This is a genomic window from Pedobacter sp. B4419 (assembly GCF_059693725.1).
Map to the genome: position 1 here is coordinate 1,913,775 of NZ_JCASSL010000002.1, position 19,322 is coordinate 1,933,096.

The 19,322-nt window shown below is 41.4% G+C and carries 16 protein-coding genes; 14 read left to right on the top strand and 2 right to left on the bottom strand.

The annotated features are described in order from the left end of the window. Positions 1–53 precede the first annotated feature (53 nt). From uvrB to AC570H_RS19825, 4 genes are all read left to right on the top strand, one after another. Positions 54–2,093 carry an excinuclease ABC subunit UvrB gene (gene uvrB / locus AC570H_RS19810; RefSeq protein ID WP_497358134.1) on the top strand — a complete coding sequence of 680 codons (2,040 nt, stop codon included), beginning with the start codon at positions 54–56 and terminating at the stop codon, positions 2,091–2,093. Positions 2,094–2,242: 149 nt separating this feature from the next. Further along, positions 2,243–3,529, top strand: a complete 1,287-nt coding sequence (locus AC570H_RS19815; RefSeq protein ID WP_497358136.1) for a DUF3472 domain-containing protein — start codon at positions 2,243–2,245, stop codon at positions 3,527–3,529. Between the two features lie 90 nt (positions 3,530–3,619). Continuing rightward, positions 3,620–3,817: a YwbE family protein gene (locus AC570H_RS19820; RefSeq protein ID WP_497358138.1), complete on the top strand. Its 198-nt coding sequence runs from the start codon at positions 3,620–3,622 to the stop codon at positions 3,815–3,817. Positions 3,818–3,990: 173 nt separating this feature from the next. Next, complete coding sequence (locus tag AC570H_RS19825) at positions 3,991–4,248, top strand: DUF4834 family protein (RefSeq protein WP_497358140.1); 258 nt, start codon at positions 3,991–3,993, stop codon at positions 4,246–4,248. A 176-nt stretch (positions 4,249–4,424) separates the two neighbouring features. Here AC570H_RS19825 and AC570H_RS19830 read toward each other — a convergent pair whose 3' ends face one another. Together AC570H_RS19830 and AC570H_RS19835 are read right to left on the bottom strand one after the other, a co-directional pair. After that, the gene (locus tag AC570H_RS19830; protein ID WP_497358141.1) at positions 4,425–5,354 is read right to left on the bottom strand and encodes a TIGR01777 family oxidoreductase; all 930 of its coding nucleotides are present in this window, start codon (positions 5,352–5,354) and stop codon (positions 4,425–4,427) included. Between the two features lie 270 nt (positions 5,355–5,624). Then, complete coding sequence (locus AC570H_RS19835; RefSeq protein ID WP_497358143.1) at positions 5,625–6,437, bottom strand: thiol-disulfide oxidoreductase DCC family protein; 813 nt, start codon at positions 6,435–6,437, stop codon at positions 5,625–5,627. 370 nt (positions 6,438–6,807) lie between these two features. On the opposite strand from AC570H_RS19835, the gene AC570H_RS19840 reads away from it, so the two are divergent. From AC570H_RS19840 to AC570H_RS19885, 10 genes are all read left to right on the top strand, one after another. Continuing rightward, the gene (locus AC570H_RS19840) at positions 6,808–9,297 is read left to right on the top strand and encodes a hypothetical protein (RefSeq protein WP_497358145.1); all 2,490 of its coding nucleotides are present in this window, start codon (positions 6,808–6,810) and stop codon (positions 9,295–9,297) included. Positions 9,298–9,701: 404 nt separating this feature from the next. Beyond that, entirely contained in the window at positions 9,702–10,553 is an 852-nt protein-coding gene (locus tag AC570H_RS19845; protein WP_497358147.1) for a UDP-2,3-diacylglucosamine diphosphatase, read from the top strand. 165 nt (positions 10,554–10,718) lie between these two features. After that, positions 10,719–11,708, top strand: a complete 990-nt coding sequence (locus tag AC570H_RS19850; RefSeq protein WP_497358149.1) for a glycosyltransferase family protein — start codon at positions 10,719–10,721, stop codon at positions 11,706–11,708. 148 nt (positions 11,709–11,856) lie between these two features. Next, a complete protein-coding gene (locus tag AC570H_RS19855; protein WP_497358151.1) occupies positions 11,857–12,837 on the top strand; it encodes a DUF6427 family protein in 981 nt (326 codons plus the stop codon). Positions 12,838–12,956: 119 nt separating this feature from the next. Then, positions 12,957–13,691: a type III pantothenate kinase gene (locus tag AC570H_RS19860; protein ID WP_497358153.1), complete on the top strand. Its 735-nt coding sequence runs from the start codon at positions 12,957–12,959 to the stop codon at positions 13,689–13,691. Continuing rightward, on the top strand, positions 13,672–15,000 hold the full coding sequence (gene bamG / locus AC570H_RS19865; RefSeq protein WP_497358155.1) for a BamG family beta-barrel-assembly machinery protein: 1,329 nt from the start codon (positions 13,672–13,674) through the stop codon (positions 14,998–15,000). The genes AC570H_RS19860 and bamG overlap by 20 nt, the downstream gene beginning before the upstream one ends. A 45-nt stretch (positions 15,001–15,045) precedes the next feature. Further along, positions 15,046–15,621 (top strand): hypothetical protein, encoded by a 576-nt coding sequence (locus AC570H_RS19870; RefSeq protein WP_497358157.1) that lies wholly within the window; start codon positions 15,046–15,048, stop codon positions 15,619–15,621. 220 nt (positions 15,622–15,841) lie between these two features. Next, the gene (locus AC570H_RS19875) at positions 15,842–17,938 is read left to right on the top strand and encodes a peptidylprolyl isomerase (RefSeq protein ID WP_497358159.1); all 2,097 of its coding nucleotides are present in this window, start codon (positions 15,842–15,844) and stop codon (positions 17,936–17,938) included. Positions 17,939–18,001: 63 nt separating this feature from the next. Then, on the top strand, positions 18,002–18,517 hold the full coding sequence (locus AC570H_RS19880; protein ID WP_497358161.1) for a DUF2480 family protein: 516 nt from the start codon (positions 18,002–18,004) through the stop codon (positions 18,515–18,517). 34 nt (positions 18,518–18,551) lie between these two features. After that, a complete protein-coding gene (locus tag AC570H_RS19885; RefSeq protein WP_497358163.1) occupies positions 18,552–19,322 on the top strand; it encodes a DUF3108 domain-containing protein in 771 nt (256 codons plus the stop codon).

Here is a 19,322-nt window from a genome sequence, read left to right on the forward strand (position 1 = left end):
TCTTTGGTCTTTAGTCTTTTTGCTTTAACCTTTATCTGTTATCTTTACTTACAATGAAGTTCAAACTCATCTCAGATTATAAGCCTACTGGAGACCAGCCAGAGGCCATTAAACAATTGGTAGAAGGCGTAAACGCTGCGGAGCATTACCAAACCTTGTTGGGGGTTACCGGTTCGGGAAAAACCTTTACCGTGGCCAATGTAATTGAGCAGACCCAAAAGCCAACATTAATTTTGAGCCACAATAAAACATTGGCGGCCCAGCTGTATGGCGAGTTCAAGCAGTTCTTTCCTGAAAATGCAGTCAACTACTTCGTTTCTTACTACGATTATTACCAGCCAGAGGCTTACATGCCTACCACGAATACTTACATAGAGAAAGATCTGAGCATTAACGAGGAGATTGAAAAACTGCGTTTGCGTACCACCTCTGCATTGATGTCGGGCAGGCGCGATGTAATTGTGGTTTCATCTATTTCCTGTATCTATGGTATGGGAAACCCCGAAGATTTTTCGCGCTCGGTATTCCGTTTTGGCGTAGGAACTCGGATTAGCAGAAACTCTTTTTTGCATAGTCTGGTTGAGATTTTATATGCCCGTACCATCAACGATTTTAAGCGGGGTACGTTTAGGGTAAAGGGTGATACCGTTGATATATTTCCAGCTTATTTGGACAATGCCTATCGCATTTCGTTTTTTGGCGATGATATCGAAGAACTTTCCATTATCGACCCTGTTACGGGGAAAACGCTGGAAAAACTTGAAGACATGGCCATTTATCCGGCCAACCTTTTCGTTACCCCAAAAGATAGGTTCAATTCCTCTATTTGGGGCATCCAGGAAGAACTGGAAATACGTAAAAACCAATTGCTGGGCGATAGGCAGTTGCTGGAAGCCAAAAGATTGGAAGAAAGGGTAAACTTCGACATCGAAATGATGAAAGAGTTGGGCTATTGTTCAGGAATTGAGAATTATTCGAGGTTCTTTGACGGTCGTTCGCCCGGGATGAGGCCTTTCTGTTTGTTGGATTATTTTCCAGACGACTACCTGATGGTAATTGACGAAAGTCACGTAACCGTGCCACAGATCAGGGCCATGTACGGTGGTGACCGTTCGCGCAAAATGTCGTTGGTAGAATACGGTTTCCGTTTGCCATCTGCACTGGATAACAGGCCGTTGAATTTTGATGAATTTGAACGTCTGGCACCACAAACCATTTACGTAAGCGCCACACCTGCCGATTATGAACTCCAAAAATCAGATGGGGTGGTGATCGAACAGGTAATCAGGCCAACGGGATTGTTAGATCCGGTGATTGAGGTTAGGCCGGCCATTAATCAGGTAGACGACTTGCTTGACGAGATTGATAAAACTATTAAGCTGGGCGATCGTGTTTTGGTAACTACGTTAACCAAGCGCATGGCCGAAGAGCTGACCAAATACATGGATAGGCTGAATATCAAATGCCGTTATATCCACTCAGAAGTGAAGACTTTGGAGCGTGTAGAGATTTTAAGAGGCTTGCGTTTAGGCGAATTTGATGTATTGGTAGGGATTAACCTATTGCGAGAAGGACTGGATTTGCCGGAGGTAAGCCTGGTGGCCATTTTAGATGCCGATAAAGAAGGTTTCTTGCGTTCGGACAGGGCGTTGATCCAAACCATTGGTCGTGCGGCACGTAATGATCGCGGCCGTGTAATCATGTATGCAGATAACATGACCGAATCAATGGAGCGAACCATAGATGAAACCAACCGCAGACGTGAAAAACAGGTAACCTATAACTTAGCCCACGGAATTACGCCAAAAACAGTGGGTAAAACCAAGAAGGAAATCATGGAGCAAGGTTCGTTGCTCAGCATGTCGGCAGAAGGAAACGAACGTGCAAAAGCCTATGTAGAAGTTGATGAAGTGAGTGTGGCTGCCGATCCGATTGTACAGTACATGACCAAGCCCGAAATGCAGAAAGCCATTGACAAGACCCGGAAAGACATGCAGAAAGCCGCAAAAGATATGGATTTCTTGTTGGCCGCCCGCTTGCGCGACGAAATGTTTGCCCTGGAAAAAGTTTTCACGGAACGGTTTTCGAAATAATCAAATCATTATGCCGGACATCGATCCGATAGCAAACCTGAATCACGTGCAGGATAATAATGCTCAACACAATCGTTTGAGTAACTTTTTAATAGAAGTGGTTGATAGTTAAAGTTTTCTGTTAAAATTGCAGTCATCAATCTGCTATTATGAAGACATTCAGAAAATCGATCCTATTGGGCTTGCTGGTGCATGCCTGTTTAAGTTTAGCCGCCCAAGAAGTTAGCGTGCCTTTGGGAGGCAATGTGTACAGCTCCAACAAAACAGAAAGAAGAGGCGCCATTAGCAATGATGGCATCCAGCGCTGGACAAATCCTGCCGATATTTTTACCGTGTATTTTAGGGTTGGCCAGCCTGGCAGTTTAACAGTTGCTTTAGGTGAGGTTAAGCTTGAAGGAAAATCTACGCTAGAGTTTACTATCAATAAAACCAGCAAGAAAATCGAATTGGATGGGGCCGATGCATCCAGCAAAGCGGTAGGCGAATGGAAGATAAAAGATACCGGTTATGTAGCCATCCAAATCAAAGGATTGAGCAAAACAGGGAATGAGTTTCCTGCTATCAAAAACCTGGTTTTAAGCGGTACTTCAACCGTGGGCAATGTAGTTTATGTAAAAGGCAATGAAGATGGCTTGTTCCATTTTGGACGTCGAGGTCCATCAACCCATTTGAACTACGAACAGCCTAAAGATGTAGATGTAGAGTGGTTTTATAACGAAGTCACCATCCCGGAAGGCGAAGATAAATTGGGCAGCTATTTTATGGCCAATGGCTTTGGCGAAGGCTATTTCGGCATGCAGGTAAATTCGCCAACAGAGCGCCACGTGCTGTTTTCGGTGTGGAGCCCTTTTACCACGGATAATCCAAAGGAAATTCCCGATAGCCACAAAATCAAACTTATTAAAAAGGGAGAAAATGTGCATGGAGGCGAATTTGGAGGCGAGGGCAGTGGCGGACAAAGCTATTTGAACTACCTGTGGAAAGCCGGCAATACCTATAAGTTCTTATTGCATGTAAAGCCGGTAGCTGATAATTATACCGAGTATACCGCCTATTTTTTCGCGCCTGAACTCAACAAATGGCAACTAATTGCCAGCTTTCAGCGTCCGCAAACGCAAACCTATGCCAAACACCTGTATTCGTTTCTCGAAAACTTCTCGCCTAACATGGGCGATGTGGCCAGAACCGGTACTTATGGCAACCAATGGGTACGCGATACCAAAGGCAATTGGATAGAAATAGACAAAGCCATGTTCAGTATCGACGCTACAGGACGCAAAAACTATAGAAAGGATTACCAGGGAGGCATTCACCAGAACGGTAATTTTTACTTGAAGATAGATGGTTTCTTCAATAATTTTACGCCCTATAAAACCATGCTCATCAGAAAGAAAACCAACAAAAAGCCTGACATTGACCTCAATAAGTTGCCTTGATAAAGAATTTGCGAGTTTAAGCTACTAAGCCTAATTTTGAAAGGTCCATTCTACGAGTAAACGAATGGACCAATGAACTAATTTTTCGGCATGCAAGGACAAAACAGAAAAGACATTTATCCAGGTTTGGAGGTAGGGATCATCCTAAAAAAGGACCAGCGCAGTGGGACGGTTACTTATGGAGTTGTCAAAAATTTATTGACTTCTGCCACATTTCACTCGAGAGGGATAAAAGTGAGACTAGAAGACGGACAGATAGGCAGGGTAGTCGAGATTGTTGAAGAATAGGTGGTTTAGACGATACATTATGCCTATAATTCACAAACAATTATTGGCCTAAATTGTAATTAAAGTGTAACGATCTTTTTAAAAAGTAACAAAAAATTACTTTGCTCGTCTATATTTGTGTTGAAAGGTTAATACATTATTGACTTTTTATTTTTGAATTTAGCATTTACAAAATGGGTTTTTTAAAATTCCTCTTTATAGCAATCCTCATCCTTTGGGTTATTCGTGTTTTGGTACGAATGATATTCCCTGTGATGGTGAGAAAAGCATTCGGAACTATGCCAGGCCAAGGCGATTATGGCCAACAACAGCAACCAAGATCAAGAAAGCCAGAAGGCTCTATCAGTATTGATTACATGCCTAACAAAAAAGACAAGAAGGGCAATGCCGATAAGCTTGGCGATTTTGTTGATTTTGAAGAAGTGAAGTAGAGTTCGGCTAGCAGTGCTCAGTTAACAGTTTCGGTTTGCAGTTTCAGTTTACCCACAGAGCGCAGAAAGTTTCGTAAAGAATAGAAGTTATTTCTAATTGAAATCCAAAATCGATTTGTCATGCAGAGCAAGGCGAAGCATCTATCTCGACAGTGCTAAAGATGACGAGTAAATAATCAAACCCGAAGCGCAACCAAATCCCTTACCGCTATATCAACTGTTGGATATTGAAACTTAAAGCCACTTTCTAATAATAGCTTTGGTGTAACCCATCTGCTTTTCAAGATCAGTTCTGTTTCAGTGCCTATGAGCCAAGCGCCCATGGTTAACATCCATGTAGGGCATGGCAGGCCAAAACCAATGCCATAGCTTTTGCGGAGCTGCATCATTAGCTCATGATTTTGAACCGGATTTGGAGCAGTACAATTCACCACGCCTTGAATATCGTCGTGAGTTAAAATCCATTGGGTGCTTAAGGCCGCATCTTGTTCATGGATCCAGCTTACGTATTGTCGGCCATTGCCTTGTTTGCCACCTAAACCAAACTTAGCGAGGTTCAGCAACCTTGGAAAAGCGCCATCGCCGTTGCCAAAAACGATGCCCATTCTCAAGGCCACTTTTCGGGTGCGCGGGGTAGGAGTTTCAAAGAAGCTGGCTTCCCATTGTTTGCAAACTTCAATAGAAAAGCCATAGCCTATTTCTCCATTGACCTCATCTTGAGCATGATCTTCGGCATGACGATAAATCGTGGCAGAGGTGATATTGATCCAAACTTTTGGCGGATTTTCTAAGCGTTCAACCACCCGATTCAACAAACGGGTAGGAATAACCCTTGAATTGATGATTTCTTGCTGGTTTTTGGCAGTGTACCTACAATTGACGTTCTTGCCACAAAGGTTGACCAATAAATCGGCATTTTCGAGGTTTGCTATCCAGCTGCCTTCGCTTTTGCCATCCCAAACTACTGTTCTGCTATTGCCGTGTTTAGCTTTTGGTTTCCTGGCCAGCACAATGATCTCTTCGGCTAAGCTGCTGTAATGTTTAGCTAGCACCTGACCCAAATAGCCATTGCCACCAGCGAGAATTATTTTATTGAACTTTTTCATGATACATATTTGTTAAAATGCAAGTTTGGCTAGTATATAGGCCTATGCGTCATATCAGGCCTTGGCAGAAGCCGTTGAACTACTCAAAACCGACCTTGACCTTTGCGGTGGAGCAAAACTTGCCCCAGTACAAACTTAAAAGCAAAGGGCGCAGTCGGCGACTTTTCCTCCATTTTGGTCGCTCAAAATGGAGTGCCAATGCCCGGCATGAGGGCAAGAGAGATTCAGATACAGGCAAAAGATTAAAAACTGACATATTATCTAATCACACTAAATTAAAATCCAAACTAAAACAGCCAATCTGTAAACAGCCCAACTTACACTCAGCGTATACCCTAATCCTAAAATACTGCTTCTCCTCAAATGTTCTAAAAACATCAGCCCTGCTACTCCTAAGAAATAAAAGATGCAGGCTAGCGTAGGCACATTTATAAAGCTGCTCGTTAGCAACATTGGCAATAGCAACAGGCTACCGGCAAAAGAAATGGTCATCATATTACCTAGGTAATCCCAAAATTTCTCAGGCTTATAACACAAACAGATCAGGCCTTGAAAAACTAGTTGTCCACCACAGATTAAATATTCTCGGTAGGGTGCACCCAATGGCACCATCGGACTCAAAATTTTGGCATAGGCAGTAAGTACATAGGCAGTCAATAGCCAGGTAAAAATCAAATAGGCAATTCTATAATGCAGCTTAAAATCTGGCAACAATTCATTAGCCTTGGCTTTTGCAGGAATAATAACCTTGCGATTGTAAGAAACAAAAGCATAAACCTTGCTCATCAGCCAGCCAAAGGGCCTATTGTTAAACAAGGGCTTGAATAGCGGCATCGCATTGCCCAAAATCTTAAAAATACTGTACACGCCATAGCTTACCTCTCCAGTTTGGGTATTGATCAATGCGATTTCGTTAACAGCTCTTTTTTGATCAACCAGAGGGCAGATTGCAGCAGGCATGTTTTGATAAGCTTCCCTGCCGTTTTGATCGAGCATTTTAGTACTGATAAATGCTTTGGTGTAAATATTGCACATTGGACATTCGGCGTCGTATAGGATGAGGTGGTTGGCTAAGGTTTTCATCGTTTTATTTTTAAGTTTCAGAAAAAATTGAAAGATTGTAATCAAAAAACAAGCCTTTTATGGCTTTAGAATGGATTTTGTTTCGACCTTCAATTAATTCGCTGATCAAATATAGAATAATTTTCTGAACTTTCAAATATTATTGAAAATTAGATCATTGTCCAGTTATCAATAATCGGGTTTTAGTCATCAGGTTTTGGCTAAATAAGCCAAACAATAAATAGAAACCATATTCCATATATTCCCTTGTGTTTCTATGTGGGTCACAAGGTTCAATGCCATCCCTTCAAACAATCCCTAAACTTTTTACTTTTTAATCTGCATCAATTTTCTATTTTTGGGCTGAGTTAAATTATAAATTAAAGCCTTAATGAACAATTGGTTTAAACAGAATGGCACGCATTTGGCCATCATTGCAGTTTTTGTAGTTATTTGTTTCGTGTACTTCAGTCCTGTTATGCAGGGGAAAGTTCCTATCCAGAGCGATGTAGTCCAAGCAAAAGGAATGCAGAAAGAGATTATGGAGTATAAGGAAAAAGATGGCAAGGCGCCTCTTTGGACCAACCAAATGTTTGGCGGGATGCCTGCCTATCAGATTTGGGTTCCTTATGCCTACAATGGCGCTACTTATGGTATTGCGCTAGTTACCAAGGCACTGCCAACTCCAGTTGGAACGGTATTGTTGTTATTGGTAGGTGCTTATTTCTTGTTTATTACCTTAAAAATAAATCCATGGCTGGCGGCGGCGGGAGCCATCGCCTTTGCTTTTACCACCTATAATTTTGTGCTCATTGCAACAGGCCATAGCAACAAGGCCTTGGCTATTGGCTTTTTTGCGCCTATCATAGCAAGTATCTTGCTCACCATGCGTGGCAAATATTGGCTGGGTGGCAGCTTAACTGCTTTGTTCTTGGCTTTAGAAATCAGGGCGAATCACGTGCAGATGACCTATTATCTTTTGCTGGCCGTCCTTATTTTTATGGGTATCGAAATTTACCAAGCCTATAAAAACAAAACCCTGCCTGCTTTGGGCAAGGCGATTGGCTTTTTAAGCGTTGCCGTAATTTTAGCGGTAATGGTAAATGCAAGCTTGTTGTGGACTACCTCAGAATATGCCAAAGAAACCAATCGTGGCAAGTCTAACTTGACCAGTGCAAATACCAGCAAAGATGCGGGCATGTCTAAAGAATATGCGTATGGGTGGAGTCAAGGTGTAGGCGAAAGTTTTACTTTCTTGATTCCGGATTTATACGGTGGAGCTACAAGCATCGATGAGCTGATTAAACCTGAAAGTCACATGTACAAGGCAATTGCCGAGGTAACCGGTGGCGATCCGACACAAACTACACAAGCTATCCAGCAATTGGCGGGACAATTAAATATGCAACAATATTGGGGCGAAAAGCCTTCAACCTCTGGGGGTTATTATTTTGGTGCAATTGTATGCTTTTTGTTTGTATTTGGCTTGTTTGTTGTAAAGAGTCGCTTAAAATGGTGGACTTTAGCCGTAACGGTATTGTTCATGCTCTTGTCTTTTGGAAAGAATTTTCCGTTGATTTCAGACTTATTCTTTAATTATTTCCCTCTTTACAATAAGTTTAGGGCTGTTGAATCGATTTTGGCTGTAGTAGGATTGATGGTGCCAATCTTGGCCTTCCTAGCTATTAAGGAAGCACAAGAATCAAAACTTGACCAAAAAATACTGATTAAAAAACTGACCTGGTCTGCAGCTATTACAGGAGGTTTCGCTTTGATCGTAGCTGTTGTACCAACCTTGTTCTTTAGTTTTAAAACTTCGAACCACCAACAAATTGTTGAAGCTTTAACGCAAACCTTGCAGAACAATGCACAATTAGCGCATCGAATAATTAATGGGTTAATAGAAGATCGTATTGCCATTGCGCGTGCCGATGCTATTCGCTCGTTCTTGTTTATCGCTATTGGTTTCGGTATTGTCTGGGCATTCATCACCAAAAAGCTAAATACACAAGTTGCCTTTGGTTTGTTGGCGCTTGCCGTTTTGATTGACATGTGGCAGGTAGACCGTCGTTATTTGAACAATAAAAACTTTGAAAGCAAATCTACATTGACCAATTATTTCCAGCCACGTGATGTAGATAATTTTATCTCGGCTGATAAAGACCCGAATTTTAGGGTGTATGACCAAAGCGTGAATACTTTTCAAGATGCAAGTACTTCCTCGTTTCATAAAACCATTGGTGGTTACCATGCCGCCAAGCTGAAACGTTATGACGAACTGATCGAGCATCAGTTGAGCAAAAGCGTAAACCAAGATGTTTTGGATATGCTGAATGCCAAATACTTCATTACGCAAGACCCGCAGAATGGCTCTTACAAAATGCAACGTAACTCAACCGCATTGGGTAACGTATGGATTGTAAAAGGTGTGCAATTGGTTAAAAATGCCGATGAAGAGATGAAAGCCATCAGCAGCTTCGATCCTAAGCAAGAGGCAATTGTTGACGAGCAGTACAAAAAACTGATGGATACGACCCGTTTAGGCGCTGATCCAACGGCCTTCATCAAAATGGAGCATTATAATCCAGACCATATCGAATACAGCTCTAGCGCACCTAGGGATATCATTGCCGTGTTCTCCGAAATCTATTATGACAAAGGCTGGAATATGTACGTTGATGGGGTTGAGAAGCCATATTTTAGGGCAGATTACGTATTGCGTGCCGCTCAATTGCCTGCTGGTAACCATAAGATAGAATTCAAGTTTGAACCAAAATCTTACTATACCGGAGAGAAAATATCTTTGGCAGGATCTATTCTGTTATTGGCTTTCTTAGGATTTGGTTTTTATACCGACAACAAAAAGAAGAAAGCGGCTTAATTAGCAGCGTCCACTAAAATATAAGCCTCTTGCCTAGCAAGGGGCTTTTTATGTTTAGGCAAGCCTTAGCGCCCTCCATCTTCCATTTTACCTTTTCCCTTAAACACTTGCGAAGTTTTAAAACTTCGCAACGTGACTTCATTTTTCCACTTGTTAACATTCGGCTTGAAATAATATATTCTTAACATCTTGTTAATCTGCTTCTTGCAATTTTGCATTTATAAAACTGTACCAAGATGCCTGAACTGTTTCTAATTGTTTGCCTTCTTGTCATCGTTGCTTTTTTCTTTAGTCCCTACGACTTGACTATTGATGAAGAAGAAGATTAAGGCAGACCTTCCCCCAACATTTTGTGGCGCCTGTTTAAACTGGCATCAGGCATTTTGGCCCCTAAAAATCAGCTTATGGAAAAGAGAGAAGTAGAAATTGCGGTAATTTCTGACGTGCATTTGGGTACCTATGGTTGTCATGCCAAAGAACTGCTCAAGTATTTGAAAAGCATCAAGCCCAAAATGATCGTACTTAATGGCGATATCATAGACATTTGGCAGTTTAGCAAACGCTATTGGCCAGAATCGCATATGAAGGTGTTGCGTAAATTGATGAAGTTTATTGTAGAAGGCGTACAGGTTTACTACCTCACCGGTAACCACGATGAAATGCTGCGCAAATTTGCCGATATGCATATGGGCACTTTCCACCTTCAAAACAAACTGGTGGTAGAGCTCGATGGCAAGAAAGCCTGGTTTTTTCATGGCGATATTTTCGACGTTACCATGCAGCACTCCAAATGGCTCGCCAAGATGGGTGCCATCGGTTATGATAGCCTAATTTTGATCAACAGCTTTGTAAACTGGGGCCTGAGCTTATTAGGCCGACAAAAAATGAGCTTCTCTCAGAAAATAAAGGCCAAGTTTAAGGATGCGGTGAAGTTCATCAACAGTTTTGAGCAAACCGCTGCGGAGCTGGCCATAGAAAAAGGTTACGAATATGTGGTTTGCGGGCATATTCATCAGCCCGAAATTAGAGAGATCAGTACAGAAGATGGCAAGGTAAAATACCTGAACAGCGGCGATTGGGTTGAAAGCCTTACCGCGCTGGAGTACAATAACAAAGAATGGAAAATCTTTAAGTTTGAATACAAGGATTTTGAGAAAGACGATGTAGAACAAGGTATTCTGTCGGATGGCGAAGACCTGCACAGTAAACTAGATGTGAATACTTTATTGCAAAAGATTAAACTCGAAATTGCCTAAAGCATAAATCATCATGAATAAAATATTGCAGCTTGATGAGGCGGATGGAGGCACCCGCCTTCAGAATGGGTTTATTGGACGGTGTCTCGCCGCCTGTACCAAAATGAACTACAGAAATTTAAACAATTTCTAAATACTGCTGAAAAATATTGATATTAGGAGCGAATGAAGATACTTTATGCAATTCAGGGCACCGGCAATGGACATATTAGCCGGGCAAGGGAAATCGTGCCCTTGTTGCAGCAACACGGCGATCTCGATATACTGGTTTCTGGCACTCAGGCCGATGTGAAGCTCAGTCAAGAGGTAAAATACCAATTACACGGTTTCAGCTTTATTTTTGGAAAAAAGGGAGGGGTTGATCATTATAAAACCTGGCGCAACATGAACCTGCCTCGTTTTAGAAAAGACATGCGCAACGTGCCCTTAAAAGATTACGATCTCATCATTAACGATTTTGAGCCGGTGACGGCTTGGGCCTGCAAAATGCAAAAGCTGGAGAGCGTATCGCTCAGCCATCAGGCTTCTTTCAAGTCGAAAAAAGTGCCGCGCCCTAAAACAATCGACTGGGGAAAGCTGATCTTAAGTCACTACGCCCCAACAACCCATCATATTGGCTTCCATTTTGAACGATACGACGATTTTATCTATACGCCGGTCATCAGAAGCGAAATCAGGAACCTTGCACCTAGCAATTTGGGCCACTATACCGTTTATCTGCCGGCAATTGATGATAAGCGCTTGGTAAAGGTTTTGCAGCAAATCCCTAGCGTAAGATGGGAGGTGTTTTCAAAGCATACCAAATTCAGCTATTCCGAAGGCAATGTATTTGTTGAGCCTGTAAATAACGAAAGGTTTAACAAAAGTATGGCCAGTTGCGAGGGTGTGTTTACAGGTGGTGGTTTTGAAGGCCCCGCCGAAGCTTTGTTTCTGGGCAAAAAATTGTTGGTAGCACCGATGAAATTTCAATACGAGCAACAGTGCAATGCGTATGCCCTGAAAGAATTGGGTCTGCCGGTAATTTGGGGCAGCAATAGAAATTGGCTGCCTATGCTAAAGCAGTTTGTAGAACAGCCACAAGAACATCAGTTTAACTTTCCTGATGAAACGGCAGCTATTATCGGCAATATGGTAAAGAAATATGCCAGGGGCTAGGTTTTAGCCCTAAGGCTATTAGGCTGTAGTCGATAGCCCATAGTCGATAGTCAAATAGTCTATAGTAAGCCATAACTATCAACCATGTACTATTAGCCATTGACTGTAACCTAGAAAATTTTTCTTTACTTTGCCTTTATTAACAGGCATGATCAATCAGTTTCGGAATTTAAGCCCTTTCAACCTTCTTTTGCTGGCCGCATATACTATTTTTATGCGCTTGGCTATTTTCATCCATCTGCCTAATCCGCTCAACTTCGAGTTTTTAGAGCCTTATGCCAAGTTCTTTATCCAGATTCCAATTGAGGATTCGTTTTCGCCTGTAGTAAATATTTTCTTGGCCATGGTCATTACTTTTATCCAGGCCCTGCTTTTTAATCGGATCATCAATAACCACGGTCTTTTGGCCAAGCCAAGCTATCTCCCCGCTCTGCTGTATGTTACAGGTTCAAGCTTGTTCTTGCAGTTCCTGATTTTGAGTCCCCCACTGATCTGTAATTTTCTGCTGATCTGGATCATGGACAAGTTCCTAAAGATTGGCAAAACCACTAATGCCATGATGACGATGTTCGATGTAGGGATGATCATTGCCTTGGGTACCTTGATCTATTTTCCGTTTATCGTATTGCTCTTGATGCTTTGGCTAAGCCTTTTGCTGTATCGTTCGTTTAATTGGCGAGAGTGGGTAGCGGGGATCATCGGCTTTCTGACCATCTTTTTCTTTATTGCCGTTTTCTATTATTGGAATGATAAAATTAACCAGTTCTATCAGATCTGGAGGCCTTTGATCAATAAATTTCCTTCGGCATTGCAAATCAACTATAACGATTACCTGGTGCTGATCCCGATAGGCGTTATCATTATTTTAGCCACCTTGCAGCTGCGCGAAAATTTCTTCAGGAGCTTTATCAGCACAAGAAAGGCATTTCAAATGCTGTTTTTTATGTTCGTCATTGCCATCATCAGCTTTTATACCAAGCCCGATTTTAGGGTTTACCATTTCTTGCTGTGCGTGCCGCCGGGCGCCGTATTGCTGGCCTACTATTTTTCAAATGCCAAAAAGCGCTGGTTTTATGAAAGCCTGTTTGCCGTTTTGGTATGCAGCATCCAGTATTTTTTATTCGTTTAACCTTTTTTAACAATTTGAGACCTTGAAACTTGCCAAAGATTGATAGCTTTGTGCCATGAAATTTGGAGTAGTAGTTTTTCTGGTTCAAATTGCGGTTAAATCTGCCCAAGGTTGAGCTTATGCATAATCTGGTTATAGATATTGGAAATACAAATAGTAAACTTGCGGTTTTTGAGCATCAAACGTTGGTTCATTACCAAAGGCTTGCAGCACTAGAAGAAACCGACCTTAAAGGCTTAATCGAGAAATACCAGGTAAAAAACGCCACCATTTCTAGTGTAAGCAAAGATGTAGCCTCACTTGGCGCCTTCTTAAGTCAGTTGGTTAACTATATTCCCTTTACCACCGCAATCAATACCGGCATTAAAAACTATTATGAAACACAGCCTACGCTAGGATTAGACAGATGGGCAAAAGTGATCGCCGCGCATGGCTTACATAAAGGTGCCAATTGCCTTATGATTGATATGGGCACTTGTATTACCTACGATGTATTGACGGCCAACAGCGAATATTTTGGAGGAAGCATAAGCCTGGGGATTAACATGCGCTTTAAGGCTTTGAACCATTATACAGGTAGGTTGCCACTGGTAAATTGGAACAAGGAAGAAGATATTCCGAAAGGAACAGACACCACCAATGCCATAAAAAGCGGGGTGTTGTTGGGCGTTGTTAACGAAGCTGAAGGATTTATAGCTTCAGCAAACGAGAAAAACAAAGACCTGAAAGTAATAATAACAGGAGGCGATGCCGATTTTTTGAGTAAGCAATTAAAAAATAGCATCTTTGCACCCCAAATAATAAATGAACCCTATTTGGTTCTAAAAGGATTGAATGAAGTTTTTACACATTAATATGCACCAAAAATTAAGATATACGTTTGCAGTTTGCCTTTTATTGACAAGTGCTGCCGCAAATGCGCAAATTACCTTACAGTCTCCCTATTCTAAGTTTGGCGTAGGTAATATCAAGGGTTCGCTGTTGCCGCAGCTAAGGGCAATGGGTGGCATTTCTACTGCTGTTAACAAGGTTAATTTCTTCAATAACATTAATATGCAGAATCCTGCATCTTATGCTTCTATCAATTTAACCACCCTGGATATCGGGATGGGAGCCGGATTTACAGAGCTAAAAAACAGCAGCCAAAAGGAAAATAGCTTTAATGCAACCTTAAGCCATGTGGCACTTGCTTTTCCAATGACGACCAAGTCGGCCTTGAGCTTTGGTATTTTGCCTTATTCTGAATTGGGTTATAACTTTATCAATACCACAACAGTAGGTACTACACCTGAAAATACCAAAACCGTAGACTACAGGTATACCGGTGAGGGTGGCTTAACCAAAGCCTATTTAGGTTATGGTATCCAGTTTGGAGATCACTTTAGGATTGGAGCCAATGCCGAATATTTGTTTGGCAACTTGGTAGAAAACCGTTCTACAGAATATGTAAATGAGCCTGGAGCAATTAATTCACGTTTGCAGGCCAAAAACAGCGTAGGCGGTATCGGTTTTTCTTATGGCGCCCAATATGATATCAGCTTAGATAGCAAAACCTCCATTATATTAGGCTATTCGGGATCGTCGCCATCGAGGATCGATTCTAAAAAGAGCCAGGTAGTTACCCAATATTATAATGACGCACAAGGCAACGAAAACACGGCTATAGATACCTTGGCATTTGTAGAAAATGCACCAACTAACCTTAAAATGCCTTTGATCCACAATTTTGGGATTACTTTCCAAAAGAACAACAAGTGGATGTTCGGTGCAGATTACCGCTTGGGCAAATGGTCTGACCTAACCATCGATAAGGTAAACCAAGGCTTGCAAGATACTTATGGCTTCTCTGTAGGCGGACAAATTACACCAGACATCACTTCGATTAACAGCTATTTTAAAAGGGTTGATTATAGGTTCGGTTTCCAATATGATAAAACCTATATCCAGATGGCCAATCAGGATATCAAGCAAATGGCCGTTACTTTTGGCTTAGGCTTGCCATTATCGTCATTTGGGGGAAGTTCTTTCTACAAAATGAACTTCAGTGCTGAGCTGGGCAAAAGAGGAACCATCAGCAATGGTTTGCTGCAAGAGAAATACATCAACTTCCACTTGGGCTTTACCTTGAACGACAAGTGGTTCAGAAGATTTAAATTTGACTAATCAAACTTTGTAGCGAAGATTTTCGTTATTGCTAAAACTCATTTGATGAAGCAGTCGGGTATTCCATCTGGCCTATTGTTACTTTTCGTGGTGTTCTCGGGCATCATGGCCTCTTGTAATGATGACGACCTGAAAAATGCCACTGCAATTTCGGCCAAGAAGATTATTTTGAGCAAAGACCGTTCTTATGGCGTAGAGATCATCTATAGCGATTCGGCAAAGGTAAAGGCCAAAGGCTTTGCACCAATTCTCGATCAGGTTACCCCATCGCAAGGCGCAAAGTACAATGAAATGCCCAAAGGGATAAAAATCAATTTTTTCGACGAGTTTCTTAAAGACAAAGGGTCTATTACTTCGGACTATGCCATTAACAAGGAAGGCGAAAAGATTACCATCTTCAGGAAGCACGTAGTAGTGATCAACGATCAGATCACCTTTACTACAGAAGAACTGACTTGGGATGAAAACAAACGCATGTACTTTTCGCCTTATGGAACGGTGACTTCAAAAGACGGCAGTGTAATAACAGGAACCGAGTTTTCGGCACCACAGGATTTCAGTACTTATAACATTGTTCAGGCATCGGGAGAAGGATTCTTAAAAGGTAAAATAGCCCCTTAATATAAAGATTTGCTGACAGGTTATCTGCCAATTATCAAAGCGAAAATCAAATAAAACCATCATGATTTACCAAAGCCCACAAGGAAATGATCACAAAAATCATGATTGCTTTATCACCACTGAGAATCAATAAATAAACAGATAAAAATTATATTTTCTAATTAGTCGCAAATTTGTATCTTGCGCCCTCTTAAAAAAAAATTGATAAAATAAGAATAATATGGGATTAATGACTTTCATGCGTACCAGAATGGGATATTTTCTAGTTGGAGGTATCGCAGTGGTATTAGCGTTATTTGTATTAGAGCCTTTGTTGCAGCACACTTCGTCTATCTGGGGAGCTTCGAGAACTTCGGTTGGCTCTATAGATGGTGAAGAGATTAAATATGAAGAATTTAATCCTAAAGTAGAACAAAGCGTTTCGCAGTTTAAACAACAATATGGCGGCAACATCAATCCGCAAATGCAGGCAATGGCTGTTGATCAGGCATGGCAGGCCGAGATTGCGAATGTACTTTTGAACAAAGAGTATACGCGTTTAGGCCTAATCGTATCTGGCGACGAGCTTTTTGACCTTTTGCAAGGCAAAAACCCAAGCCCATTGATTAAACAGTATTTTTCGAACCCGCAAACTGGCGAGTTAGATCGCAATGCGGTAATTACTTCTTTAAAAGCACAACAAAAAGATCCGAAGCTTAAACAGCAATGGGATATGTTGCAACTGGAGATCGAAAAACAAGCCTTGCAGCAAAAATATGCAAACTTGGTTCGCAACTCAGTTTATGTAACTTCATTGGAAGCTAACGACGAGTACATCAACCGTAATAAACTGGTTAACTTTAAATATGTTAATTTAGATTACAGCTCTGTTTTAGATAAAGACGTTAAAATTACTGATGCTGATTACCAGGCTTACTACGACGCGAACAAAAAACGTTTCGATAATCCTACAGAGACCCGCACTTTCGAATATGTTTCTTTCAGCATTAAGCCAACAGCAGCAGATTCGGCAGCAACTAAAGCTCAGGTAGAGAAATTGGCAGCAGATTTTAAAGCTACGCCTAACGATTCGCTATTTGCAGTAAACAACTCTGACGTAAAAATTCCTTATGCTTATATTTCTAAAGGAAAACTAGATCCAGCAGTTGATTCGGTAGTCTTCAACTATCCGGCAGGAAGTTTCTACGGGCCAACCTTCTCAGGAAACTCCTATAAACTAATTAAAGTAATTGATACCCGTTTCTCTCCAGATTCAGTAAAAGCTAGTCATATTTTGATCGATCCGAGCAAAGTAGGTGGCGAAGCAAGTGCAGTGAAAATGGCAGACTCGTTAAAAGCCGTAGTTCAAAAAGGTGGAAACTTTGGCGAATTGGCTAAAAAATACAGCGTTGATGGTTCTAAGGATAAAGGTGGCGATTTGGGAACTTTTGGTAGAAATGCCATGGTTGGACCATTTGAGGAAGCTGCTTTTAACGGAAGAACAGGCGACTTGAAAGTAGTGAAAACCCAGTTTGGTGTTCACTTGATCAAAATCGAAAAACAGATAGGTTCTTCGAAAACAGCTAAATTGGCTTACATCGAGAAAACTTTGGCGCCAAGTGCCAAAACCAGAGATATAGCATATAAAAAAGCGTCTAACTTCTTAAACGAAGTAAAAGGCGATAACTTTAACGCATTAGCTCAGAAACAAGGATATACTGTGGGCATAGCCGATAAAATTACCGCTTCGCAAGGTTTTGCACCTGGTTTAGACAATCCGCGTCAGTTGATCAGAGATGCTTACGAAGCAGAAAAAGGCGATGTGCTTTCTCAGATCTACACCATGGACAATGGCTTTGTAGTAGCTCATCTAACCGATGTGAAGCCTAAAGGCCAATTGAGCTTAGAAGATGTGAAAAAACAAATCGAGCCAATGGTAATGAATGCTGTTAAAGCCAAATTGCTTGCCGATAAAGCAAACAAAGCCTTAGCTGGTGCTTCAAACATTGATCAGGTAGCTCAAAAATTAGGCAAAACTTCGGTTCCTGTACAAAATATGGTGTTTGCTAACCCTATTATCCCAGGCTTGGCCCAGGAGAATAAAGTGGTAGGTACCATCTTTGGCTCGGCTGTAAATAAATTGTCGAAACCAATTGAAGGCGATAAAGGTGTTTATGTATTTACTGTAGAAGGATTTACAGCTCCAGCGCCAATGGGCAATACATTTAAACAAAAAGAAACCATGTTGCTTGGTGTAGGCCAGCGTTCTTTGGGAGCGGCTTTCCAGGCATTACAAGAAAAAAGCGATATAAAAGACAATCGGGTGAAATTCTATTAATCTGATTTGCGTAAATTTACAACCGTTTCGACTCCGTCGGAGCGGTTTTTTATTTTATAGCTTATGGATATTCAGGAAAACATCGTTAATAAAGTGGCTTCGAGCGGGTTGATAACCTTAAACCTCGAAGAATATTTCCACAAAGGAGAACGCTTGGTGTATGATATTAAAGACAATCTATTTCATGGGCTAATGCTCAAGGAACAAGATTTCAGGGCATTTATCAAAGAACATAACTGGGAACAATATACAAACAAGAACATCGCCATTACCTGCAGTGCAGATGCCATAGTGCCTACTTGGGCTTATATGTTGCTGGCCAATAAAATGAAGCCGTATGCCAATGAAGTGGTGTTTGGTAGCCTTGAAACGCTAGAAGCGGTGCTTTATACCAAAGCATTGGCTAAAATAGATATCAATGCTTTTGCAGGCGAGCGCGTGGTGATCAAAGGCTGTGCTGATTTGGAAGTGCCTGTTGCGGCCTATGTAGAGATTACGGCATTGCTAACACCAGTGGCGAAAAGCATCATGTATGGCGAGCCTTGTTCAACGGTACCCATCTACAAGCGTAAGGACTAATAATTTTGGATTGCTTTTTGTTTGTTCACCAAATATGAGAAGACTAGTAATATTGATAGCCGTAACCTTATTTGGCATACAAGCTTTTGCCCAAGAGCTTCCGCTGAAGAAAGAACCGATCTTTCAGGAAGGCGAGGTGCTTACCTACAAGCTGAAGTATGGATTCTTAACTGCTGCCGAAGCCACCATTAAAGTGCTTGGAACAGATTTAAAATTTGACAACAGACCCACTTACAGGCTTTCTGTTGATGCGCAAACATCGGGTACCTTCGATATTTTCTATAAAATCAGGGACCACTACGATTCTTATATAGATAAAACAGACCTTACCCCTTATTTCTATCAAGAGAATATTAGAGAAGCCAGTTACCGCAGGCAAGATAAGGCAAGATTTTATCAGGATACTAAAAAAGTGGTAGCCAATAAAGGCACTTTTGCTACACCGACCACACAAACGTTCGACTTGGTTTCGGCTTATTACTTTGCCCGTAGCTTAGATATCTCCAAGCTCAAAATTGGAGAGAAATTTAAGCTCAACTATTTTTTGGGTGATGAAATCAGTGCGTTGGAAATAGAGTATGTGGGCAAGGAAAATGTAAAAAGCAAGCTGGGTAATGTCAGGTGTTTGAAGTTTAGCCCTTCTATTAAGCCTGGCCGTGTTTTTAGAAAAGATAGTAAATTGTACCTTTGGATAACCGATGATGGCAACAGGGTGCCCGTAAAGGCTCAGGTAGAGATTTTGGTGGGTTCGGTTACCTTAGAAATTAAATCAGCCACCGGATTGAAATATCCGGTTGGAAGTTAA